Genomic DNA, 19,262 nt, shown 5'->3' with positions numbered 1-19,262 from the left:
TTTGTGCGTCAGGCGACGGGCCGACCTTGTCAGGCCTTCACTATGACAAATACCGACACCGCCAAGGCGACGATCCAAAGCATCACATACAGCTTCAAGGCGAGCGATCCGTGTGAAGAGAGCGCCGCCAGCCCGCGCGCCGCTGCATTCTCCAGGCGCTTCGGTCTGGCTGGCTCCGTCACGGCGGCCGGCGCCTTGGCGTCAAATTTGCCGAAGGCGTGAGGCGTCGGTTCAGGCATGGAGAGGACCCCGAGTATCGAGGTGGTGGCGGGTGCCGGGAGCGGCGCGCCGGATGACGCGATTGTTTGGGAGAGCGGATTTCAAGGGTGCTTCTTCCTGTGTCGGCAAAGGCGAGGATGCCTGTCTTTATAGACGGCCTGAAGGGCGATAGATAGGAATGCCGAAATCAACAGCTGGATTCCGTAAAAATATCGGGCGGAATAATTACGAGACTCGGAAAATATCAGCGCGGATGAGAAGAATTTCTGTTTGTTTTTCAGTGTCCAAGCGACGCTTTTTTATTTAACCAGGAAAAATAAAGCGCGTCCGCCATCTTGTTCGCAGCGTAATTGGGGTGCATACATAAAATTCGTTGATTTGGTCGAGGTGGCTTTCGTCATAGTGAAGCCTCGCCATCCGCCTCCGAATTTTCGATAGCGAATGCACTGCGCCGCTCCCGGCGCGGCAACTCGCTTCGTTTGAACCCTGAAATGATGCCGGCGTTGACCACGGATGTACTGGCAGCGTCGGACATCGTTTCGGCGGTTCGGCTGGAATTGAAGCGGAAGGCGCATGCGCGCGTTTCCGCAGGAAGCCGCAAGTGACCACTCGCACCACGCCGACCGTCGTTCGCTTCAATGCGGCGTTTATGCTGCCGGGCTTCGATGCGCCGCAGCCGCCCGGCGACTACCGCGTCGATCTCGACGAGGAATCCCTCGAAGGGGCTTCGCGCAGCGCATGGCGCCGCGTGGCCGCCTTCGTTCACCTGCCGGCGATCTCCGCAAAAGAGTCCACGCGGCAAATGGTACCGATCGAACCGGCCAGGCTCGAGGTCGCGCTCGTCGAGGACGGGAGACAACCATGACAACCCTCTTGCAACGCAACGCACGCCCCATCCAGCACGGGGCTCCCCCTCGTCTTTTTGACATCGGACAAGCGGTCCGGCTGAAGGGCGGTGTTGGCGCCGGTCCGAAGACTGACGAAATCTATCGTGTCACCGGCACACTGCCGCCAAAGGGAAGCTCCCCACAATACCGCATCCGCAGCGACGGCGAACCGCATGAGCGCGTGGTGACCGAGGACAGTTTGGAGCGCGTCGAGACGCCGGCATCGGACAATGGCATTGCCCTCATCGAAAGGACGTTCGGACATGGCCAGGGCACATAAGCGTTCCAACCGCGAGGCCAGGAAGCCGAAGCAGGAAAGTCTGTTTGGCAACCAGATCGAATGCGCCGTCATCAATGCCCAGGCGAAGGCCAAGGACTGATGGCGCGGCGGACCCCGATGAAGGTCGTGATCGAATTCTATCGCACGCGTGTCGCCGATGACGCGCGTGCCGTCATCGGCCGCGAGACGGCGCTGGCGGCCGACCTCGATAACGCCATCGCGATCGCGCGGCTCTTGGCGAGGACGCTGAACATGCCGCAATGGCCGGACGCCGTCACGATCTCCGAAGCCGATGGCGCAGCCCTCTATTCGGAGATCATTGCCGCGCAGGGAGGCGGGGAAAGACGGGTATGAACAGAACCATCCCCAACGACGAAACCGAGCGGGTTCAAAATGCCGTATTCGGCGGCTCGCGACATAACGGCGGCATCTTGGGCCATGACTTCAGCGACCTTCAATATGGTCGCCGCGTCGAATTTGATCATTCCTGGACCGTCTATCACGTCTTCACGGGAATTCCCGCCTATGTCGACGGCGTTCCGATGGTCGGTCTTACCCATGCGCATGCGACGAGGAGGATGTTGGATCTCAATCGTCGCAATGCCGAGGGCCGAAAGGAATGGAATGGGGCCCGGTTGGCACTTGAACATACCGAAACGCGGGCAGATCAAACATGACGCTTGCCTTTCCAAATCCCAGCCGAAGTTTCGACGAGACGCGGAACGCCGTATGCTTCATTGGGCATGACGGTATGTTCCAGGTCCGGTTTTTCGTCGAAGTAGAGGCATTAGGCACATTTGGCGACCATCCTGGCGGCAGGGAAACTGCCGAGAACGCGTACCTTTCGGCATTCGACGCGTTGCGCAGTTCCATCCAAGACGCCGCAAGCAAGGCTTATGCGCGCGAGCGGCGGAACTCCTACACCTTGACCTCCACCGGTTTCCGATAGGCGGGGAGCCGATATCGAAAGAACGAGCATGCAGGCACGATGCGGCGGCTGGCAGTCCCCCTGGCTGTCGTCTTACGTGAAAGGATAACGCCGATGCGTTCGATGAAAACCCCCGAGGCACCGCCGGTCGCTATCAAGCCGGTCGTGAGGCGCTCAGACATCATGCCAGTGCGGCTGACGATCAGGAAGGACGAGGCAGCGCGGCGCAAACTCGCGGACACCGTCGGGACAGTCAGGCGGGCACGCGAGATCGCGGAACGCAATCGCCTGATTTGATATTCCGCCACCGTCCGTTTGGGCCTTCTATCCTATGACCGGTTGCGACCCCAGGCATACCCAAATCCAGGCCGTACAATGATCCAGCGGGAGAAATGCCATGGCGATGAAGCCCAACTATCGATACGAGCGCAGTAAGCGCGATCAGGCGAAAGCGGCAAAGAAGGAGGCGAAGCTCGCGGCCAAAGAGGCGAAAGGCAAGGTAGTGGAGCAGGAAAACGAGCGGGAGCGGAATACTGACAACGGATGATGCCGCGTCAGGCCAGCCTTGGGGACTGCGATGACAAAGCGAGAGTCCGACCACTTCGAAATCGATGTCGAATGCCCTCGGTGCCACCACCAGGCCAAAACACGCGTAGGCTGGATTCGCACTCACACCCAGATGGAGTGCGAAAATTGCGGCGACATCATCGATATTGAAAACAGGAATTTCAGGTCACGTGAGGAGCCTTAGGAGGTCACCAGAATAGCGGCCTCGCGGGCGGCGACTATGAACGCCTTTCGCGCGAATGAGGCCGGGCGGCGCCCACTATTGGTATCCGCGCAGGCCTGAACGGCCGCACGATGCTTTTCGCTGCGTTTGCCGCGCCATCTTCTGAGCAGGAAGTCCAGGCACGCGGCCGCGTCGCCGATTGTCTCGTGCCCGCCGCCAGTCAACTCGGCGACAACCGTCACTGGCTGGTCGAATTTTTCATTAGCCATTGCTGGGCTTAGGCCGGCGCCCCCAACATAGCAAGCATTGTTCTTACGGACCTGTCGAAAGGCGACCTCAATCGGGTCGCTCGGGCCGCGCGAAACAAAAAATATTTTAGACGCGCGAACGCGGGTCCATATCCATACGAAGCGACAGCGAAGCTTCTGGACCGTCCGAAGCGAAGCTTCTGGACCGTCCGAAGCGAAGCTGCTGGACAGCCCGACCCGTTTAGCAAGAGGTCAAGCCGGACTGTCCTCGCCGCATCAGCGAGAGTCCACTGTGCGCCCACATTTCCTGCCTGGCTAGCGGAACTATCGAGAAGCGAGAGCCGTTGGGGACGAAAGGGGAATGCAATGGCGCGCGACAAAGGCCAGCCGACGCTTGACGATATCGTCAAGCGGCTAGTGCGGCAGACCGGCATCACCGAAGCTCAGGCGCTCGAACTCATTTATCTTGTCGGCCTGAACTGGCCATCTCTTGTGAGAGAGGCAAAGGCGCTCAAGGCCGGGAAATCATAGTCGGGTCCATGCGCCTGGCATTCGACGCCCCTTGCACGACAAATCCACTTGCATCCTTGCGCGTTCTTTCGTCGCTTGCACGCTGGCGCCGATTGCCGACTGGCTGGAGCAGCTCAATCATCGCGTCTGCGACGACGTACTCTGCCGCGACGCTTCCAGCCATCGTAGCCACGGCCGATCCCGCAGCAGACCTAGCTCACCCAGATCGAGCACCCCACCTTCTGCCCCGTGGCCGGGTCCCGCACCGTCTTCGCGAACGTCCGGCGCAGCCCAACCCTGCTGGATGCGACATCCTTGCTGGCGAGATAGGCCGGGTCGCCGACTTCCCAATGGTAGCGTGTGTTTGCAGGCGCCCGTTTCCAGGTGAATTTCGAGCGGTAGGCCACCTTGCCAGGCGTGGTGTCGGCGAACCGGCAGTTGATGGTCGCCGGCATCATGCCCTTGGCGCTCATCGCGCTGACCGCCTTGTCGGCATCGTCGGTCGTCAGCCATTGGTCTATGCTGCTCGTCCGGTATGCGTCCGTGCCAGTTGGCTGGTGCGTCATACATCCTGCAAGCAGCATCAGCGCTACCATGGCGGCCCCTGTCTTGCCTGCTCGCTTGCTGTCTTGCCGATCGATGCCCATGCCCGTCTCCTTCCTGAAGAGAGTGGAAAGTCTCGGGCAAGAGGATGGTCCGCGCGCATCGCTTCGTATATTAGGCGCTTCACACGCCTTGCGAGCTTGGCCGCTATCTCCTCGCGTTGGCAGGGGGAGCGATCGCCCCTGGCACAATGTCGGTGTTTTGGGCCACCTTTATCTGCCAGCCGGCCTGTTCCTTCCCCACCACCAGAAGCAGGATGCCTTCCCGTGTTCCGGCTGGCGAGCCATCCGGAGCAGAGGCGCCGGTCAGGGTCCATCTATAGTGCACCGATGCAAGGCCAGGAGACAACTCGACTACGGACGAGACGACACCCTCCAACCGGCTGTCGCGAAACATAGTCCCATGAGTCGCGCGGTGCGCCGCTTCGATCTCTGCGCGGCTTTTCCACCACATGCCCACGACATTGACGAAATTGGCATCCTCGGAAAACAGCGCCGTGAAGTCGTCCATGTCATGTCTGTTCCAGGCATCGGCAAAGGCAATGGCCGCATCCTCTGGTCTGCCGACCTCCAACCTCATGACATGATCTCCCTTGCTTTGCGCCAGCTTGGGATGAGACGATAGCGGCATCGGCAAGCCCTGTCACCGCGCTGCCACAGAACTCAGCCGCGTCAGTTGTTAACGGCTCCAATCCCCAAAATTAACCTTTTGTTAACCATTGCCCCGGCACCCTTTAACCATTGAGTAAGGATTCGCTTGGACGTGACCTTCGCCGCCCCTTTGCACAACAAATCGATCCGCTTTCGCGCCCGTTCGTTCGTCGCTTTCACGCTGACGCCGGAGGCGCCGATCGCCGACTGGCTGGAGGGATTGGATCACTGGATCGCCAACTCGCCGGGCTATTTCAACGGGCGTCCGGTGGTGCTGGATCTGAACATTTTGCAGCCGGGGCCGGAGGAGATTGGCGCGCTTGTCGGCGTGCTCGGCTCGCGCGGCATCCGCGTCTACGCCATCGAACTGGAAGGCGCGGAGCTCGGGCCCGAGCTGCCGCCTCTGCTCGCCGGCGCCAAGGAGGCGACCGCCGAGGGACTGCTCGGCCGGGCAGCCCGCAAGGCGCGAGCGGAAGAACTCGAAATGACCGCCGCCGGGGAGCGGGTGCAGGCTATTCAGACGACCCAGTCGGCCACGGAGGTGGAGCAGGCGGAAGTTTCTCCTATCGAGATGTCCGGCGATGAACCGGTCGACCCCGAACTGGCGAGGCTGGAAGCAGTCAGGATCGAGCCGGCCCAGGCAGAAGCGGAAAAGCCCGGGCTGGGCGCTGTTCCGGTACCTTCGGCCGGCACTTTGATGATCAAGGCGCCGATCCGCTCCGGGCAGTCGGTCTTCCATCCGCATGGCGACGTGATCGTGCTGGGCTCGGTCGCGTCCGGTTCCGAAATCGTCGCCGGCGGCTCGATCCATGTCTATGGCACGCTGCGCGGCCGCGCGATCGCCGGCTCGGAAGGCAATATTTCGGCGCGCATCTTCTGCCGCAAGAACGAGGCCGAGCTGCTTGCCGTCGATGGCTGGTACACCACGGCCGAGGAGATGGAAGGCGTCTCGCGCGGCAAGGCGGTGCAGGCCTTCCTCGACAACGATGCGCTGTGCGTGGTGCCGCTCGGCTAGTCCGGCGGCGCAAGCTTCGGACCGGTTTCGCGTGCCAAAGTTGTTAACGAGTCCGCCGTGCCGCGCACGGCAGAGAATAAAAACCGCCAATGGAGGCTGGATATATGGGCAAGGTAGTCGTGGTCACATCGGGCAAGGGGGGCGTCGGCAAGACGACCTCGACGGCCGCGCTCGGCGCCGCCGTGGCCAAGACCGGCAAGAAGGTGGCGCTGGTCGATTTCGACGTCGGCCTGAGGAACCTCGACCTCATCATGGGCGCCGAGCGCCGCGTGGTGTTCGACCTCGTCAACGTCATCCAGGGCTCGGCGAAGCTGTCGCAGGCGCTGATCCGCGACAAGCGGCTGGAGACGCTCTATCTGCTGCCGGCCTCGCAGACGCGCGACAAGGACGCGCTGACCGAAGAGGGCGTGGCCGAGGTCATCGCCCGGCTGCGCTCGGTGTTCGACTACGTGTTCTGCGACAGCCCTGCCGGCATCGAGCGCGGCGCCCAACTCGCCATGCGCTTCGCCGACGAGGCGGTCATCGTCACCAACCCGGAAGTGTCGTCGGTGCGCGACTCCGACCGCATCATCGGCCTGCTCGACGCCCGCACCATGAAGGCGGAGCAGGGCGAGCTGGTGCAAAAACACGTGCTGGTCACCCGCTACGACGCGGCGCGCGCCTCGCGCGGCGAGATGCTGTCGATCGACGACGTGCTGGAGATACTCTCCACGCCGTTGCTCGGCATCATACCGGAAAGCCAGGATGTGCTGCGGGCCTCCAACCTCGGCTCGCCTGTCACGCTCTCGGAACCACTCAATGGTGCCGCAAAGGCTTATCTCGAAGCGGCAAGACGCCTGGAAGGCGAGGACCTGCCGGTGGTCGTCCCCTTCGAACGCAAGGGCTTCCTCGACCGGCTTCTCGGAAGGAGGGCCGCATGAGCATCCTCGATCTCTTCAAGCGGCGCACCAGCGCGCCGGTAGCGCGCGAGCGGCTGCAGCTGCTGCTCGCCTATGAGCGCCAGAGCCGCGGCCAGCCGGATCTCGTCTCCATCCTGCGCGAGGAGATCATGGCGGTCATTGCCAGGCATGTGCAGATCGACCAGGACTACCTCCAGGTCTCGATGGATCGCGGCGCCACCATGTCGACGCTGGAGATCGACATCCAGATCCCCAACAAGAGCGCCGCGCCGCTCGCCATGGCGGGGTGAGTTGATGGGGTAGGCCGATCCGCGCAGCGGATCGGGGAGGGGGGTGTGCCCTGACGCTCGTCATCCTCGGGCTTGACCCGAGGATCCATTCCGTGACCTTGCCACGAGTTCGGCCGTGGAGAATTCTACAATCGTTGCAACGCTTTAGCGTAACGGCTAGATCCTCGAGTCTGCGCGCGTTGCTTCGCTCCTTGCTCCGCCCTGGGACGGCGAAGGCGACAAGCCTCGCTCCCCTTGCCCCATCGATCCGCCTCCCGCTGCCTCACGACAGCGTGGCGCCCGCGTCCTATCTCCATATCTAAACCAGGGATGGAGCCAGGATTGACCGCAGCACAGGAGGCTAACCAACAGGCCCCTGTCGGCGCCATGCCGGTGCTTGGCCTGCTCGGTGCAATGCTCTCCGTGCAGGTCGGCGCCGCCTTTGCCAAGGGGCTGTTCCCGGTTCTGGGCCCGGAAGGCACGACCATGCTGAGGCTCGCCATTGGCGCGCTGATGCTGGCGGCGGTGCTGAGGCCCTGGAAAGTGCTGCCCTCGCGCAAAAACCTGCCCTGGCTCGCCGCCTACGGCATCACCGTCTGCGCCATGAACATGTTGTTCTATGCCGCGCTCCAGCGCATTCCGCTCGGCGTCTGCGTGGCGCTCGAATTCACCGGGCCGCTGTTCGTCGCCACGCTCGGCTCAAGGCGCCTGCTCGACCTTGTCTGGGTGGCGCTGGCCGTCGTCGGCATCGTGCTTTTGTCGCCCTTTGCCGGTATCAGCCGCGGGCTCGATCCGACAGGCGTGGCGCTGGCGCTGGCGGCCGGCGCCTGCTGGGGGCTCTACATCATCTTCGCGCAGAAGGCCGGCGCCGAACTCGGCGTGCGCACCTCCGCCTACGGCATGGCGATCGCCGCCGTGCTGGCGCTGCCCTTCGGCTTCAACGCTGCTCAGGCCTATCTCACCGATCCGCACATCATGGCAGGCGCCGCCGTGGTCGGCCTGTTCTCCAGCGCGCTGCCCTTCTATCTGGAAATGCTGGTGCTGGTCCGCATGCCGGCCAAAGTTTACGGCATGCTGGTCTGCCTGGAGCCGGCGGGCGGCGCGCTCACGGGCTTTCTATTCCTGCATGAGAAGCTCGACCTTTTGCAATGCGCAGGCGTCGCCGCCGTCATTGCCGCCGCTTTCGGCACGGCGGTTGCGGCGCGGCGGCCGATGCCGTTGCCGGCCTGAATCCATCTTCCGAACCAAGGCGATTCCTGGAAATGCGCGAAGCGGTCAGGCCCGGCGCTTCGCCGTGGCCTTCCGTCCGGAGCTGCTTCAAAACAAGGAGGCGCGGTGGTTTGCCGTTTCCGTGAAACAGTGAACCGCTTCGGAGCCCGCTGCTCGGAATTGGTAGGCTTTGGAAAATGCACCTCTGCGGCGGCAATGTTCGGCCGCACCCAGTGGTTGAAATAAGACTTAGGTCCTATGAAAGAATTGCAATAGGTCCGAGTGGACAAGACAAGGGTCGTGGGCCACTTCCTTATGCCTTGCCGATTGGGGATGCTTATGCTGCGACATTGCCGGTGGGGTAGTTCGGCCGACGGGCTGAAGGGTTGGCATGGGGAGAGCGGAATGCGCGCGTCGCGCGGGGGCTGCAGGCTAGTCTTGCCAGCACTGGCAGCGTTGGCGCTTGTCGTCACGCCTTTCAGTCTCTCCATTGATGGTCTCGTCGTGACCAAGGCCTATGCCGGCAAAGGCGGCGGTGGCGGTGGTAATGGCGGCGGTGGAAACGGGAACGGCGGCGGCAACAGCGGCGGGAACGGCAACAGCGGCGGCAACAGCGGGAACGGCAACGGCAATAGCGGCGGAAACAACGGCAATAATGATGGCAACAGCGACAATGGCAACAGCAGCGCCAGCGCGGCAAGCACCGCCGATGTCGATAGTCACGTCAATGCTATAACCGGCGACAAGGTCGAGGCCACACGCAACAGAATCCAGGTCACGCACCGCAATGGAATGAAGGAGAAGATCGAGAACGGTCGGTTCAGGATGGAAGACAAGTACGGACGCACCATCGTCGACCGGAAAGCCACCATGGCCGATCTCAATCGCCTGAAGAATCTGTGAGACAGAGTTTGTGAGAGCGAGGTTTTATCGGGATTAGATCTTAAGGGACCGGAGGTCAGCGCTGCAAAATCAGGTTGCCACCTTTTGCTTCGTCTCTGCGGTCCTGATCGTCTTGCGGTAGAACTTGGCTACTCACCTTACCCCCGCCTTCGTGCGGGGGTAATTTTTTGCGCGGCAAGACCTGTCCGTTGCGACATTGGTCAGCCATGGCGCCGGAAATGGTCCGACTGGCCGGGGCATGGGTCGTGGGCCGCTTTCGTCGCCTCGCCGGATGTGAATTCTTGCCCTGGTCAAGACACCGGTTCCGCCTCGGCTGTGCCGTGAGCGGAACTTCGGCCATGCCGAGGCAGAACCGGAACGAAGAGAAAATATGCGAAACCGCCTCTTCAGCAGGCTTGCTTGGCTCGCGCTGCGCGCGTTTAGCGCGCTGGCGCTGACCGTTGCGCCTTGGCACGTCATCTTTGAGGGTTCGCCGAGGATTGCCGTAGCCACGGCCGATGCCGGCAACAGCAATAGCGGCGGGAACGGTGGTAATGGCGGCAACGGCAGTGGCGGCAATTCGGGTTCCGCCGGCGGCTCGAACTCAGGCAATAGCGGCAACAGTGGAAACAGCAATGCCGGCGGCAATTCCGGCAACAGCAATGCCGGCGGCGGCAACCCCAATGCCGGGCCGGGCAACAACAGCGGCAAGGGCAATACCGATCCCGGCGGTAAGAACAATACTGATCCTAGCGGTAAGAACAGCTACACCAACGTGGCAACCGGCGACACGCTCTCGATCGATGGCGACAAGGTTACCGTCATCCATAGCAACGGCATGAAGGAGCAGGTCCAGAACGGCCGTTTCGAGATGAAGGACGCGCAAGGCCGCACCATCATCGAACGGCAGGCGACGGAGGAAGATCTGTCACGCCTGCTGAACCTGTGAGGGTTGAAGAATTGAAGAAAGAGGGAACCTAGTTCCTCAGTTCCTTTCCCTCGCCTCGTGCATCAGCAGCGCCGCCTCGGTGCGGTTGCGCACATTGAGCTTGGCCAGCACCCTGGTCATGTGATGCTTGACCGTCTTCTCCTGCAGCGACAGCCGGGCCGCCACCTCTTTGTTGCTGAGCCCCTCCGCGACCAGTTTCAGGATCTCGGCCTCGCGGCCGGTGAGTTGGCCGAGCGGATCGGGCTTGCTGCCGGTGGGCTGCAAAAGGTCGGAAAGCAGCCTCGCCGACAGGCTCGGCGATACGTAGCTCTGGCCGTTGGCGACGTCGCGCAGGATCTCGGCCAGCGCCTTGGAGCCGACGCCTTTCAGCACATAGCCGCGCGCGCCGGCCTTCAGCGCCAGGGCGACGTCGGCGTTGGTTTCCGACACGGTGAGCATGACGATCTTCTGCTCGGGCATCGCTGAAAGGATGCCGGCCAGCGCGTTGAGGCCGCCGCCCGGCATGCTGATGTCGAGCAGGAGAATATCGGGTGTGCTGGCGCGCGCCAGCCTTTCGGCGTCCTCGGCGCTGGCGCCTTCGCCCACAAGTTCGAAGCCGCCTATCTCGCCGAGGCTGCGCGCCACGCCCTCGCGAAACAGGGGGTGGTCGTCGACTATTGCGATGCGGATGGATGTGCTCACGGTTGCTCCTCGACAGACAAGGTGATCACCAGCCTGGTTCCTCCCGGGCCGGTCAGCGTTTCGAACTGCCCGCCTATGCTTTCGATCCGTTCCCTGAGGCCGGCAAGCCCAAGGCCTTCGCTTCGGGCCGGGTCGAAGCCGGGGCCGGTGTCCAGCACCTCGACCAGGAGCTTGCCGCCCTTCGTCGTGGCTCTGACCTGCTGGCCTTTGCCCTTGCCGTGGCGGTAGGCGTTGTTCAGGCCTTCCTGCACGAAGCGATAGATGCTGATCTTTTCCGAGGTGCCGAGCTCCGGCAAGCGCTCGGGCAGAGTTAGCAACACTTTGGTGCTGGTGCGCCGCTCGTGCTCGGCCACCGCCAGCCGCAAGATATCGGCGATAGCCTGCGTTTCGATCTGCGGCAGCACCAGTCCGTTGCAGATGCCGCGTATCTCGCGCATCGCCTCGCCGAGCGTCTTGTGGATGCCGGCGATCTCGGCCTCGCGCAGCGTGCTCGATGTGGTCGGATCAACCAGCACCGGGCTGTCCATCCTGAGCGCGGCGAGCGCCACCAGTTGCGCCGGCCCGTCATGCAGGTCGGCGCCGATACGCCGCAGATACCGCTCGTTGATGGCGGTGGCGCGGCGCGAGGCGCGCTGGACGCGCTGGCGCAGCGACGAGTTCTGCGCCAGCGCCGCCTGCAATTCGGCAACCTTGGCCTCTAGCGCAGCCTGTTGGGTGACGATGGTGCGGCTGCCGCGGAAAACGATGCCGGAGAGCAGCGCCAGCGCCGCCGCGGTGGCGGCCGCCACCACCAGCCACGTCCATCTGAGCGCCGAGTTCAGCGTTTCCTGGAAATCGTCGGCGACCTCGTAGAATTCCGATACCGCCACCACTTCGCCCGACCAGGGCTCGCGCACCGGATTGTAGATCTCGAACAGCGGCGCGTTCACCGCTTTCTCGTCTCCCGATTCGGGATCGTCGCTGAGGTTGTTGTATTCGGCCACGACATTGCCGGCGAAGGCCGACTTCAGATTGGCGTTGGGCGGAAAGGTTCTGCCGATCAGGGCCGAGTCGTCGGAGTAGAGCACCATGCCGTCGCGTCGCCACAGCTTGAACGACACCAGCCTCTTTCCGAGCGCGCCCTGGCCGAGCGTCTCGTCCAGCGCCCGCTTGACCGAATCGTCGAGCTCGCGGCTCTTGCGCAGGTCAGGCAGCAGCGGCGCGATCACGCTGTCGACATAGAGCGCTGTCGTGGTGGCGGAATTGTGCATCACCCCTTCGCGAATCTGCGACGTCACCCACAGCCCGACCACGAGCATCACCGCCAGAAGGCCGATGCCGCCCGCGATCACGAACTGCCAAGCCAGCGACAGCCCGCTCCAGATTCGTGCAAGTCGCCTGAAATATCTCCCAAACATCGGCCCCGCTCACCCACCCGCTTGCAAGATTATAGGCGAGGGACGGCAATTGCGACACCGACCTTGGTCCGTGCCCATGGGGAAGGTTAATGGCGACGGGTTTGCGCGCTCTCGAACGGGCTTGGCTTCGCCAGCGGCGAGGGTGGCTCTCCCCGAGCGGCAAAAGCCCGCGTCATTCCTGTTGACGGGGAAGACGCGGGCCGGCTGCCACCTGAAATCATGGATGATTTTAGCAATTGCGAGACAACCACCAATCGAGCGCTGGGTCCATACCAAAAGACGTATAACCTGCAAGATATAACCGCCCGCGCCTTGACCCGAGGCGGTCTTTTTTGTCGGGCGTTTAGGTGCAGACATATAGCGGCGGAGCTGCCGGATGGATCGGCATGCAACCCCGTCCACATCCGGCAGGCGGAGCCCGCATCGTCCCGGCAGAAGACGCGGACGCCGCGGCAAAATTTGCCCCCAAAAGAAGTCATGGCCACGGTGTTGATGGGTCGAACAGCCGCCGCATATACGATGGGCTTCACCTTGCGGTTCTTGGCAACGCACTATGGACGCCGGCACAAAAAAACAAAAAAGAAACCAGCGGCTGTCGATCTTTGAGCTCGAAGCTCTGCGGGAAGCTTTCAGGCAGTCCGTTCGTGAGAACGACGTCGCGGAAGCGGAATGGGCGCAGCATGCCGAGCTTTTCGTCAGGAGGGCGCTGCAAAAGGGCGGCCGTCTTACGCGGGCTTGAGCGTTCGGGCGTGGAGCACTTCCAGGAAAAGTGTGAGCGGGTAGGCTCTGCGCTTTCCCGTAGCCTTCCGTCCGGAATTGCGGCATCACGTCTCCAGCCGGTCGGACCATTGCGCTGGCGCGTAGGACCTCAGCGACAATTGCGGGCGCAACGGGAAACGGACACTCTGTCCTTGCGCCGGCTTCCCCCCAAGGAAACCCAATGGTCGGCGCTTTAGCCCGGCTTGTCCGTCAAAGAGCCGTACTCTTTTACCGCCAAGGCAAGCCGGGCTACCTCAGCCGCCGATCCGGCGCGCGCTCATGCTCGATACCGCTTGAAACAGGGCGCAAACTTAAAGAAATGCGCCTTCGCGCGTACCGTGACGCGTGGAGATCCTGCCGCGCCACCGTCGAACAGGGAACGCGTTAGGGTCGAGGCGTCCGACCCGCCGCTTTCGACGGAACGAAAAGCGGGACAAGCGCGTTTTCCGCCGCTATGTCGAGGATCCTTCACCATCGCAAGGCCGAAAGGCATTTTCAGGCCTCGGTTGCCGAGGCCGAGCGCCTGGCGCGCGCGCAAAAGAATGCCAGGCTGAAGGATCTTCGCACGCACGCTTCGTGGCTGGTGCTCGATCCGCAGGCAAACTTCCAGGAGGAGATCGACTGTTCGGCGTTGTTCGGCGACGACCTGTCGATCCGAAAGGTCGTCCACGACGGCTAATGCATGTCGCGCAAAAGTGTGCAGCGGTTTTGCGATAACGACATGCATGAAAACAAAGGCTTAAAAGCGCGTCGCCAGAATCCGCTTCAGCGCGACGCGCTTTTAAAGCAATTCCAGGAAAAGCACAGAGAGTTAGAGCGGTTCGGCGCTTCCGCGAAACGCTCTTTAGCAAAGCGGCGGCTCGAGCCTCAGACCGGCTGTAGCCCGACTGCGCCATCCTCGCGCGACATCTCGATGAGCCGCGCGACCGCCCATGGCGCCATCAGCGCAAAGAACGCCGTGACATCGAGGAAGAGCGACCGTGCCAGATCGAACCCGCTGTGGTCGTAGCAGACTGCGAACTCCATCACGCCTGACCCCTAATTGAACCCACCCATTGCGCCTGCCATTTCACGCGCTCGTCCAGCATGGCCCTGATTTGCATAAATTACAAGGGACAGCTAATTTAGCTGCCGAGTGAGATTCCGCCGGCATGCGCGGCTGCGCTGGCTGAAGGATCTAGGCCGGCTTCGGCCAGAACAGCCAGGCGAGGGCCAACGCCGCAAGCACCCAGAGCGCGATCATGGAGGCGAGCCCGACCTTGCTCACCGGCTTCTCGCGTCGCGCGGCCTCATCGCGGAATTCCTGCATCAGATCGGACGGGACCAGCTTGACCGCGAGCATGATGCCGACAGGCACGATCAGCAGGTCGTCCAGGTAACCGATGATCGGGATGAAATCCGGGATAAGATCGATGGGGCTCAGCGCGTAGGCCGCGACTGCGCCCGCGGCGGCTTTTGCATACCAGGGCACACGCGGATCGCGGGCGGCGATCCAGAGCGCAACCACATCGCGCTTGATCTTGCGCGCCCACCGCTTCGCGGTATCGAGTATCGACATGCCGCTTATATATGGGTGCGCGGGTCTTCAGGCCATTTGGTGGTCGATGGCTCGGCCTCTCAGGCGCAGTCCTTCAACTCGACAACCTCGACGCCGAGGCGGAAGGCCTGGCCATCGGCATAGGAGCGCGCATATTGCTCGGCTTCGAAGGGAAAGATGAGCGTCGTGCCATAGGCGGTGACGCGCACCGTCCACTTCTGGCCCCTGACGAGTTCAACGCCGTGAAGCTTCGCCGTAACCATCTCACCCTCCTCAGATCCGGCACTTCGGCGACATCCGCATAACGTCGCCAAAGTCATTTGAATACAAATAATCCGACCTAATCGTGTCGTTGCGGTCTCGATTCCGATATTGGGTCGTTTACGTCCGTGAAATGGTTCACCGACAGCGGCGCTTTTTTGCGGATGGGCCGCGAGCGGGCTGGATGGCCTGCCTGGAACCGCGACGGCCCCAGGCGGGTTAGGTTCTTGGCTCACAAGGAGACCGCCATGATCCGCAAGCTGAAATCCGGCGAATACAGGCTCTATTCGCGCAAAATCGATCCGAGAACCGGCAAGCGCCGCAATCTAGGCACCTTCAAGTCGCGCGAAGCGGCGGAAAAGCACGAACGCGAAGTGCAGTATTTCAAGCGCCATTAGACCGGTCCATCGTCCCACGACAGAATCGCGGCTCGGCCCCGGCTCACCCATGCGGTCGCGGCGGGGTGCGTGGGCGAGGGTGGCCCGGCACGTTCGAGCCGATATGGTCGAGGTCGCAACGTCGCGTCACCATCTCGACCGACCGGGTGTCGACGGTCACGCGCCCCAGAACCTGCACGGTCGTGCGTCCGAGATCCTCGTCGACATGCACGACCTCGCCCTCGAGTCTGAACTTGTCGCCAGCCTTGGCATTGGGCTCGACCATCGAATATTTATGGCTGTCGCCGTCGAGCCTCAGCATCACGCGGTTCTCGTTGCGTTCGACCACGGTGGCGATGACAGCCACCCTGTCGCCTATTTCCACTGTCGGCCGTGTCATCGCGGCCTCCTTTCCGCCTCGGCGATACCTGGCCGACGCAGCCGGCTGGCGCCACGCTGTGTGCCGGCAGCCGCTGAAATAAACGGCAAAACAAGCATTTGGTTGCCGCCGGCCGCCTTCAGCCGCGGGCGGCCGATCACATGAAGCCGGGATTTCGCGGCAGGTACTGCGTCCAGTCGCCATAGCCGGGCGATGCCATCAGCAGCATCGGGAAGGTGATGCGCATGCCTTGATCGATCGCGAGGCCGAGCGCGCTCCCGCATGTGCCCGGCAGGAAGGCCGATACCTTCTCGGCCGAGCGATCCGCCGCCAACAGCAACGCCGTTGCAAAGGCATCGCGAACGATATCGGGCCGCGTCACCGCCAGGGGGCCGATATGCCCGCCGGCGTTGGTGTATCCGTAGCCGACCGCATCGCCGCCAGCAAAGAGCAGGACGCCTGTTGTCGACGGATCGGTGAGCAGGTAGCGATGATGCTTCACTCGCGAGGCGCCCAGGGCACGGGCGTCGATCTCGGCAAGTTTCTCCATCGTCGCGGCGCTGTCGTCCATTTCGACGGCGCGCAACGGCGGTCGAGCCAATGCCTTGGTCACCCGTTCGCGCGCGGCGCTGAGAAGGTAGATCGGCGTTTTGGGAAACAAGCCGTGCCGCATGTAAAGCCCCTGCGACACACGATTGAAGGTGAATGTTATGAGTGCCTTGTGGGCTGCGCCTGATGCGCGGGCATGCTCCATGGTCCGTTCCAGCAGCGTGTTTCCGATGCCGCGGCCTTGTCGGCCAGGATCGACGAACAACTGGGCGAGGAACCAGATATCGCCGCATACCCAGCTCCAGGCGAAGCCGGCAATGTCCCCGTCGTCTTCCGCCACCCACAGGCCGCCGGGGTCGTCCTCGAGCGAAAACAGCTGGAAGTTGGGAGGGCTCGTCGCCGCCATCGGGCCAAAGCCGTGCCGAGTGGTAAGCTCGTTGATGCTGGCCACCACCAGCGCATCGGTCGCCACGAGATCATCGGCGCGAGCAGGTCTGTAAACGAGCGACATTGAACAACCTCAGCCACAGAGCGTGAGCCGCAACGCCGATCGTATCAGTTGTCCATGCCTGCCGTCTCGGGCGCCATCAGCAAGCATCGTCCGGGGTCCGAGGCCGCGTTGACCCCCGGCGTTTGCCCACCGATGGCAAGCACGATGCCGGCAAGCGCCAGCGCCACGCCCAGCGCCTGCCAGCGGCTGATGGTTTCGCCGAGCACGAGATAGCCGAGCGCCAGGGCGAAAGGCGAGGTGAGCGAGAAGAGCAGCGCCGTGATGCGCGGGCCGACCGAATAGATGGTGGCGAAATAGGTCGAGCTGGCAATGCTGATGCCGGCGAAGCTCGATCCGGCAAGCAGCCAGAACTCCCTCGCTCCGATCGTGTGCCAGCCGCCGATCGCCAACGACACCGAGCCGGTCATCACGAAGGTTGCGAGCATCTGCCAGCGGGCAAGCTGGAGCAGGGGAACGCCGCCCTTGAGCTCGCTCAGGAACATGGAGCTCAGCGCGCTGCATAAGGCGGCGGTGACGGCGAAGGCTTCGGGGGCGAACATGGCTGGCGGCTGCGAATCCGGGAACCGGACAATTGCCGATGCTTACGCCTGCGCGCAGCGCTCGGCTAGGCCGCGCGGGCGCGCGGCGTGCCGAAGATGGACCATGCGGCGGCGACGAGCGCCGCTATCGTGGCAAGCAGCACGCAGAGGCTCGGCAGGTGGAAGACCATGTCGCGCCATCTGGGCTCGACGACGGCGCCGGTGCTGAAAGATTCGCCGCTATACTGGCACAGGATCCACGACGCGCCGCTGCGCACCATGTCGGCGTCGATATCGGAGATCAGTGCTTTCGCGTTGCGTTCGGCTGAGGGCATCGTCGCCATATGGGTGAGCAGCGCCTTGGCGGTGGCGAGGTAGGCGTGGCTGCATTCGTTGAAGGGGCTCTCCTCGTCGGCGAGGCTTCCCGGCATCAGGCCCCACAGGCAATAGGTGTATTGCAGATTGCCGTGATTGTAGAGCCGCCGGAAGGTCGGGTCGGTCGCGGTCTGGTGCTGGGCGAGCTCGATGATCTCGCCGCGATAGCGGGCGATCACGGCCATCTGGCCGTGTGTCAGGCTCGGGATCTGGATGCCGGGAGGAGGCGGGGCGAAGGATCCGCTATGCGCTTCGGCGGGTGCTGCCGCCGTCATGATCGAAAGGGCGGTCGCCAAAAAGAAAATGGCCACCAGGGCAAGGAACCGTGGCGGCCGACACATCGGATTTCAGGCGAAGCGGCGGGCAGGGCTGCGCTGGTCGCGCGCCGCGACCACGCGCTCGGCAATCGCGCCGAAGCCGAGCCCGACGACGGTCCATAGCACAAGCTGGATGCCGAGCGAGGCGACGCGGAACTGCCACAGCACCGTCGCCGAGAAGGTCTCCGGTACTTCGTTGATGTCGGGCAGGGCTGCCTTCACCAGTGCGAAGACGACGAGGAAGGCCAGCCCAGCCACGATCGAGGCGTTCCAGGCGCCGAGCCGGGTCCACAGCCGCTGCGCCAGGCCGACCGCCGCCACCATCGCCGCGATCGAGACCACGATCATGATGAAGAACAATTCCGTGCGGTAGCCGATGGTCTCGGCATTGCCGACCGCGGGCGGGTTGGCCGGATATTTGAGGCCGGGGACCACGATCACGGCTAGGAAGCCGAGCAGCGCGATCAGCGCCGAGGTGCCGCGCGGTCCGAGCGAGCCCAGCCGGCCATAGGCATAGGCGAAGACCAGCGAGAACAGCCCGCCAAGCGCGGCGCCATAGACCAGCACGCCGGTTGCCAGGCCGATGCCGGCCTGCGTGGCGCGGCTGACCATCTCGGGCTCCGGCGCCCCGCCGGCGGCCTGGGCCTGTTGTTCCTCGAAGGCGATCGCCTTGTCGACCTGCGGCTCGCCATAGACGCGGGCGAAGGCGAACGCCAGAATCCCGGCGACCAGCCCGACAAGCATGCCGCGCAGCAAAAGTTTTCCAACCATGTCACTAATCCCTCTAAGCAATTCCAGGAAAAGTGCGTAGCGGTTTTTCCGTCCGGAATTGCGTTAAGCCAACCAAGCAATTCCAGGAAAAGTGCGTAGCGGCTTTCCGCCCGGAATTGCGTTAGATCAGAATCGAAAGCGGGTTCAGCGATGCTGAACCGCTTTAGTGGCAGGGGAAGCCGAGCAGGTGGCGGCCGTCATGCACGAATTCGTGCACATAGGTGCCGCGGAGCAGCGACGTCGCGCCTTCTTCCGCCCCGACGAAATAGATCGCCAGCATCAACAGCAGGCCGGCGAAGATGGCCCACGGCAGAAGCTCGCGAACCGGAATCGCAACCGGACCGTAGCTGGGGGCGAAGGTGGTGTCGGACATATTGACCTCCCGTGGGATACTGCGTCCCGTTGATCGAACAATGCTGCGGAATAAGGCCTGACTTTCGGCTGGTGCCGATCACAGTGGCGCGACCGTGCCGGACTCGCACCGGCTTCCAATCCCGTATAGCGCTAAAACACTTGTCAGCACTTCGTTCGCCTGTCAACGACATGTAATGG

At 62.9% G+C, this 19,262-nt stretch carries 32 protein-coding genes and 1 riboswitch; of the genes, 17 read left to right on the top strand and 15 right to left on the bottom strand.

Annotation, left to right across the window (positions count from 1 at the left end):
- Positions 1–29: 29 nt before the first annotated feature.
- A complete protein-coding gene (locus FJ414_RS13990) occupies positions 30–239 on the bottom strand; it encodes a hypothetical protein (RefSeq protein ID WP_140644966.1) in 210 nt (69 codons plus the stop codon).
- A gap of 581 nt (positions 240–820) precedes the next feature.
- On the opposite strand from FJ414_RS13990, the gene FJ414_RS13985 reads away from it, so the two are divergent.
- The 7 genes from FJ414_RS13985 (at position 821) to FJ414_RS31465 (ending at position 2,861) form a co-directional block, all read left to right on the top strand.
- On the top strand, positions 821–1,084 hold the full coding sequence (locus tag FJ414_RS13985) for a hypothetical protein (RefSeq protein WP_140644965.1): 264 nt from the start codon (positions 821–823) through the stop codon (positions 1,082–1,084).
- Positions 1,081–1,386 carry a hypothetical protein gene (locus FJ414_RS13980; RefSeq protein WP_140644964.1) on the top strand — a complete coding sequence of 102 codons (306 nt, stop codon included), beginning with the start codon at positions 1,081–1,083 and terminating at the stop codon, positions 1,384–1,386. The genes FJ414_RS13985 and FJ414_RS13980 overlap by 4 nt, the downstream gene beginning before the upstream one ends.
- A gap of 117 nt (positions 1,387–1,503) precedes the next feature.
- Positions 1,504–1,740, top strand: a complete 237-nt coding sequence (locus tag FJ414_RS13975; protein WP_140645013.1) for a hypothetical protein — start codon at positions 1,504–1,506, stop codon at positions 1,738–1,740.
- Positions 1,737–2,063: a hypothetical protein gene (locus tag FJ414_RS13970; RefSeq protein WP_140644963.1), complete on the top strand. Its 327-nt coding sequence runs from the start codon at positions 1,737–1,739 to the stop codon at positions 2,061–2,063. Before FJ414_RS13975 ends, FJ414_RS13970 begins: the two co-directional genes overlap by 4 nt.
- The gene (locus FJ414_RS13965) at positions 2,060–2,335 is read left to right on the top strand and encodes a DUF1488 domain-containing protein (RefSeq protein ID WP_140644962.1); all 276 of its coding nucleotides are present in this window, start codon (positions 2,060–2,062) and stop codon (positions 2,333–2,335) included. Before FJ414_RS13970 ends, FJ414_RS13965 begins: the two co-directional genes overlap by 4 nt.
- A 93-nt stretch (positions 2,336–2,428) precedes the next feature.
- Complete coding sequence (locus tag FJ414_RS13960) at positions 2,429–2,611, top strand: hypothetical protein (RefSeq protein ID WP_140644961.1); 183 nt, start codon at positions 2,429–2,431, stop codon at positions 2,609–2,611.
- A 100-nt stretch (positions 2,612–2,711) separates the two neighbouring features.
- Complete coding sequence (locus FJ414_RS31465; protein WP_181181613.1) at positions 2,712–2,861, top strand: hypothetical protein; 150 nt, start codon at positions 2,712–2,714, stop codon at positions 2,859–2,861.
- Positions 2,862–3,061: 200 nt separating this feature from the next.
- Here the strand turns inward: FJ414_RS31465 and FJ414_RS13955 are convergent, their stop codons facing one another.
- Complete coding sequence (locus FJ414_RS13955) at positions 3,062–3,313, bottom strand: DUF982 domain-containing protein (RefSeq protein WP_140644960.1); 252 nt, start codon at positions 3,311–3,313, stop codon at positions 3,062–3,064.
- A gap of 345 nt (positions 3,314–3,658) precedes the next feature.
- Between FJ414_RS13955 and FJ414_RS31460 the strand changes: the two genes are divergently transcribed.
- The gene (locus tag FJ414_RS31460; protein ID WP_181181612.1) at positions 3,659–3,823 is read left to right on the top strand and encodes a hypothetical protein; all 165 of its coding nucleotides are present in this window, start codon (positions 3,659–3,661) and stop codon (positions 3,821–3,823) included.
- A 191-nt stretch (positions 3,824–4,014) separates the two neighbouring features.
- Here the strand turns inward: FJ414_RS31460 and FJ414_RS13950 are convergent, their stop codons facing one another.
- Positions 4,015–4,449: a hypothetical protein gene (locus FJ414_RS13950; protein ID WP_140644959.1), complete on the bottom strand. Its 435-nt coding sequence runs from the start codon at positions 4,447–4,449 to the stop codon at positions 4,015–4,017.
- Positions 4,450–4,552: 103 nt separating this feature from the next.
- On the bottom strand, positions 4,553–4,984 hold the full coding sequence (locus FJ414_RS13945; protein WP_140644958.1) for an SgcJ/EcaC family oxidoreductase: 432 nt from the start codon (positions 4,982–4,984) through the stop codon (positions 4,553–4,555).
- A 183-nt stretch (positions 4,985–5,167) separates the two neighbouring features.
- On the opposite strand from FJ414_RS13945, the gene minC reads away from it, so the two are divergent.
- From minC to FJ414_RS13915, 6 genes are all read left to right on the top strand, one after another.
- On the top strand, positions 5,168–6,070 hold the full coding sequence (minC, locus tag FJ414_RS13940) for a septum site-determining protein MinC (RefSeq protein WP_140644957.1): 903 nt from the start codon (positions 5,168–5,170) through the stop codon (positions 6,068–6,070).
- Between the two features lie 104 nt (positions 6,071–6,174).
- A complete protein-coding gene (gene minD / locus FJ414_RS13935; protein WP_140644956.1) occupies positions 6,175–6,990 on the top strand; it encodes a septum site-determining protein MinD in 816 nt (271 codons plus the stop codon).
- On the top strand, positions 6,987–7,259 hold the full coding sequence (gene minE / locus FJ414_RS13930; RefSeq protein ID WP_140644955.1) for a cell division topological specificity factor MinE: 273 nt from the start codon (positions 6,987–6,989) through the stop codon (positions 7,257–7,259). The genes minD and minE overlap by 4 nt, the downstream gene beginning before the upstream one ends.
- 321 nt (positions 7,260–7,580) lie before the next feature.
- Positions 7,581–8,468 (top strand): DMT family transporter, encoded by an 888-nt coding sequence (locus FJ414_RS13925; protein WP_246672391.1) that lies wholly within the window; start codon positions 7,581–7,583, stop codon positions 8,466–8,468.
- A 384-nt stretch (positions 8,469–8,852) separates the two neighbouring features.
- Complete coding sequence (locus tag FJ414_RS13920) at positions 8,853–9,350, top strand: hypothetical protein (protein ID WP_140644953.1); 498 nt, start codon at positions 8,853–8,855, stop codon at positions 9,348–9,350.
- 370 nt (positions 9,351–9,720) lie between these two features.
- Positions 9,721–10,278 (top strand): hypothetical protein, encoded by a 558-nt coding sequence (locus FJ414_RS13915; RefSeq protein WP_140644952.1) that lies wholly within the window; start codon positions 9,721–9,723, stop codon positions 10,276–10,278.
- A 36-nt stretch (positions 10,279–10,314) separates the two neighbouring features.
- On the opposite strand, the gene FJ414_RS13910 is transcribed toward FJ414_RS13915, so the two are convergent.
- Together FJ414_RS13910 and FJ414_RS13905 are read right to left on the bottom strand one after the other, a co-directional pair.
- Entirely contained in the window at positions 10,315–10,959 is a 645-nt protein-coding gene (locus tag FJ414_RS13910) for a response regulator transcription factor (protein WP_140644951.1), read from the bottom strand.
- Entirely contained in the window at positions 10,956–12,356 is a 1,401-nt protein-coding gene (locus FJ414_RS13905) for a sensor histidine kinase (protein WP_140644950.1), read from the bottom strand. The genes FJ414_RS13910 and FJ414_RS13905 overlap by 4 nt, the downstream gene beginning before the upstream one ends.
- Before the next feature lie 553 nt (positions 12,357–12,909).
- Between FJ414_RS13905 and FJ414_RS13900 the strand changes: the two genes are divergently transcribed.
- Positions 12,910–13,095, top strand: a complete 186-nt coding sequence (locus FJ414_RS13900) for a hypothetical protein (RefSeq protein WP_140644949.1) — start codon at positions 12,910–12,912, stop codon at positions 13,093–13,095.
- 474 nt (positions 13,096–13,569) lie between these two features.
- Positions 13,570–13,794, top strand: coding sequence for a hypothetical protein (locus FJ414_RS13890; RefSeq protein ID WP_140644948.1), 225 nt, complete (start codon positions 13,570–13,572; stop codon positions 13,792–13,794).
- Positions 13,795–13,982: 188 nt separating this feature from the next.
- Here the strand turns inward: FJ414_RS13890 and FJ414_RS31455 are convergent, their stop codons facing one another.
- The 3 genes from FJ414_RS31455 to FJ414_RS13875 all read right to left on the bottom strand — a co-directional run bounded on the left by FJ414_RS31455 (position 13,983) and on the right by FJ414_RS13875 (position 14,915).
- Positions 13,983–14,144, bottom strand: coding sequence for a hypothetical protein (locus FJ414_RS31455; RefSeq protein WP_181175249.1), 162 nt, complete (start codon positions 14,142–14,144; stop codon positions 13,983–13,985).
- A gap of 148 nt (positions 14,145–14,292) precedes the next feature.
- Positions 14,293–14,673: a YkvA family protein gene (locus tag FJ414_RS13880; RefSeq protein ID WP_140644946.1), complete on the bottom strand. Its 381-nt coding sequence runs from the start codon at positions 14,671–14,673 to the stop codon at positions 14,293–14,295.
- 59 nt (positions 14,674–14,732) lie between these two features.
- A complete protein-coding gene (locus tag FJ414_RS13875; RefSeq protein ID WP_036258067.1) occupies positions 14,733–14,915 on the bottom strand; it encodes a hypothetical protein in 183 nt (60 codons plus the stop codon).
- 246 nt (positions 14,916–15,161) lie between these two features.
- On the opposite strand from FJ414_RS13875, the gene FJ414_RS13870 reads away from it, so the two are divergent.
- Positions 15,162–15,311 (top strand): hypothetical protein, encoded by a 150-nt coding sequence (locus FJ414_RS13870; RefSeq protein ID WP_112100506.1) that lies wholly within the window; start codon positions 15,162–15,164, stop codon positions 15,309–15,311.
- Between the two features lie 43 nt (positions 15,312–15,354).
- On the opposite strand, the gene FJ414_RS13865 is transcribed toward FJ414_RS13870, so the two are convergent.
- The 6 genes from FJ414_RS13865 to FJ414_RS13840 form a co-directional block, all read right to left on the bottom strand.
- A complete protein-coding gene (locus FJ414_RS13865; RefSeq protein WP_140644945.1) occupies positions 15,355–15,690 on the bottom strand; it encodes a hypothetical protein in 336 nt (111 codons plus the stop codon).
- Between the two features lie 136 nt (positions 15,691–15,826).
- Positions 15,827–16,729 carry a GNAT family N-acetyltransferase gene (locus tag FJ414_RS13860; protein ID WP_140644944.1) on the bottom strand — a complete coding sequence of 301 codons (903 nt, stop codon included), beginning with the start codon at positions 16,727–16,729 and terminating at the stop codon, positions 15,827–15,829.
- Between the two features lie 44 nt (positions 16,730–16,773).
- The gene (locus tag FJ414_RS13855) at positions 16,774–17,268 is read right to left on the bottom strand and encodes a DMT family transporter (protein WP_140644943.1); all 495 of its coding nucleotides are present in this window, start codon (positions 17,266–17,268) and stop codon (positions 16,774–16,776) included.
- Between the two features lie 65 nt (positions 17,269–17,333).
- Entirely contained in the window at positions 17,334–17,918 is a 585-nt protein-coding gene (locus FJ414_RS13850) for a hypothetical protein (protein WP_140644942.1), read from the bottom strand.
- Positions 17,919–17,969: 51 nt separating this feature from the next.
- Positions 17,970–18,710 carry a CbtA family protein gene (locus tag FJ414_RS13845; RefSeq protein WP_140644941.1) on the bottom strand — a complete coding sequence of 247 codons (741 nt, stop codon included), beginning with the start codon at positions 18,708–18,710 and terminating at the stop codon, positions 17,970–17,972.
- Positions 18,711–18,873: 163 nt separating this feature from the next.
- Positions 18,874–19,083 carry a CbtB domain-containing protein gene (locus FJ414_RS13840; RefSeq protein ID WP_140644940.1) on the bottom strand — a complete coding sequence of 70 codons (210 nt, stop codon included), beginning with the start codon at positions 19,081–19,083 and terminating at the stop codon, positions 18,874–18,876.
- Positions 19,084–19,227, bottom strand: a riboswitch (adenosylcobalamin (AdoCbl) riboswitch).
- Positions 19,228–19,262 lie beyond the last annotated feature (35 nt).

The sequence above is a fragment of the Mesorhizobium sp. B3-1-6 genome (assembly GCF_006439555.1).
GTDB lineage: Bacteria > Pseudomonadota > Alphaproteobacteria > Rhizobiales > Rhizobiaceae > Mesorhizobium.
Note: the sequence above shows the minus strand (reverse complement) of the source record. Positions and strands in the feature narration are given on the sequence as shown.

Coding starts and splice junctions, on each gene's coding strand:
- FJ414_RS13990 (WP_140644966.1), bottom strand. CDS start 239: ATGCCTGAACCGACGCCTCACGCCTTCGGCAAATTTGACGCCAAGGCG.
- FJ414_RS13980 (WP_140644964.1), top strand. CDS start 1,081: ATGACAACCCTCTTGCAACGCAACGCACGCCCCATCCAGCACGGGGCT.
- FJ414_RS13975 (WP_140645013.1), top strand. CDS start 1,504: ATGAAGGTCGTGATCGAATTCTATCGCACGCGTGTCGCCGATGACGCG.
- FJ414_RS13970 (WP_140644963.1), top strand. CDS start 1,737: ATGAACAGAACCATCCCCAACGACGAAACCGAGCGGGTTCAAAATGCC.
- FJ414_RS13965 (WP_140644962.1), top strand. CDS start 2,060: ATGACGCTTGCCTTTCCAAATCCCAGCCGAAGTTTCGACGAGACGCGG.
- FJ414_RS13960 (WP_140644961.1), top strand. CDS start 2,429: ATGCGTTCGATGAAAACCCCCGAGGCACCGCCGGTCGCTATCAAGCCG.
- FJ414_RS31465 (WP_181181613.1), top strand. CDS start 2,712: ATGGCGATGAAGCCCAACTATCGATACGAGCGCAGTAAGCGCGATCAG.
- FJ414_RS13955 (WP_140644960.1), bottom strand. CDS start 3,313: ATGGCTAATGAAAAATTCGACCAGCCAGTGACGGTTGTCGCCGAGTTG.
- FJ414_RS31460 (WP_181181612.1), top strand. CDS start 3,659: ATGGCGCGCGACAAAGGCCAGCCGACGCTTGACGATATCGTCAAGCGG.
- FJ414_RS13950 (WP_140644959.1), bottom strand. CDS start 4,449: ATGGGCATCGATCGGCAAGACAGCAAGCGAGCAGGCAAGACAGGGGCC.
- FJ414_RS13945 (WP_140644958.1), bottom strand. CDS start 4,984: ATGAGGTTGGAGGTCGGCAGACCAGAGGATGCGGCCATTGCCTTTGCC.
- minD (WP_140644956.1), top strand. CDS start 6,175: ATGGGCAAGGTAGTCGTGGTCACATCGGGCAAGGGGGGCGTCGGCAAG.
- minE (WP_140644955.1), top strand. CDS start 6,987: ATGAGCATCCTCGATCTCTTCAAGCGGCGCACCAGCGCGCCGGTAGCG.
- FJ414_RS13920 (WP_140644953.1), top strand. CDS start 8,853: ATGCGCGCGTCGCGCGGGGGCTGCAGGCTAGTCTTGCCAGCACTGGCA.
- FJ414_RS13915 (WP_140644952.1), top strand. CDS start 9,721: ATGCGAAACCGCCTCTTCAGCAGGCTTGCTTGGCTCGCGCTGCGCGCG.
- FJ414_RS13905 (WP_140644950.1), bottom strand. CDS start 12,356: ATGTTTGGGAGATATTTCAGGCGACTTGCACGAATCTGGAGCGGGCTG.
- FJ414_RS13900 (WP_140644949.1), top strand. CDS start 12,910: ATGGACGCCGGCACAAAAAAACAAAAAAGAAACCAGCGGCTGTCGATC.
- FJ414_RS13890 (WP_140644948.1), top strand. CDS start 13,570: ATGTCGAGGATCCTTCACCATCGCAAGGCCGAAAGGCATTTTCAGGCC.
- FJ414_RS13880 (WP_140644946.1), bottom strand. CDS start 14,673: ATGTCGATACTCGATACCGCGAAGCGGTGGGCGCGCAAGATCAAGCGC.
- FJ414_RS13875 (WP_036258067.1), bottom strand. CDS start 14,915: ATGGTTACGGCGAAGCTTCACGGCGTTGAACTCGTCAGGGGCCAGAAG.
- FJ414_RS13870 (WP_112100506.1), top strand. CDS start 15,162: ATGATCCGCAAGCTGAAATCCGGCGAATACAGGCTCTATTCGCGCAAA.
- FJ414_RS13865 (WP_140644945.1), bottom strand. CDS start 15,690: ATGACACGGCCGACAGTGGAAATAGGCGACAGGGTGGCTGTCATCGCC.
- FJ414_RS13860 (WP_140644944.1), bottom strand. CDS start 16,729: ATGTCGCTCGTTTACAGACCTGCTCGCGCCGATGATCTCGTGGCGACC.
- FJ414_RS13855 (WP_140644943.1), bottom strand. CDS start 17,268: ATGTTCGCCCCCGAAGCCTTCGCCGTCACCGCCGCCTTATGCAGCGCG.
- FJ414_RS13845 (WP_140644941.1), bottom strand. CDS start 18,710: ATGGTTGGAAAACTTTTGCTGCGCGGCATGCTTGTCGGGCTGGTCGCC.
- FJ414_RS13840 (WP_140644940.1), bottom strand. CDS start 19,083: ATGTCCGACACCACCTTCGCCCCCAGCTACGGTCCGGTTGCGATTCCG.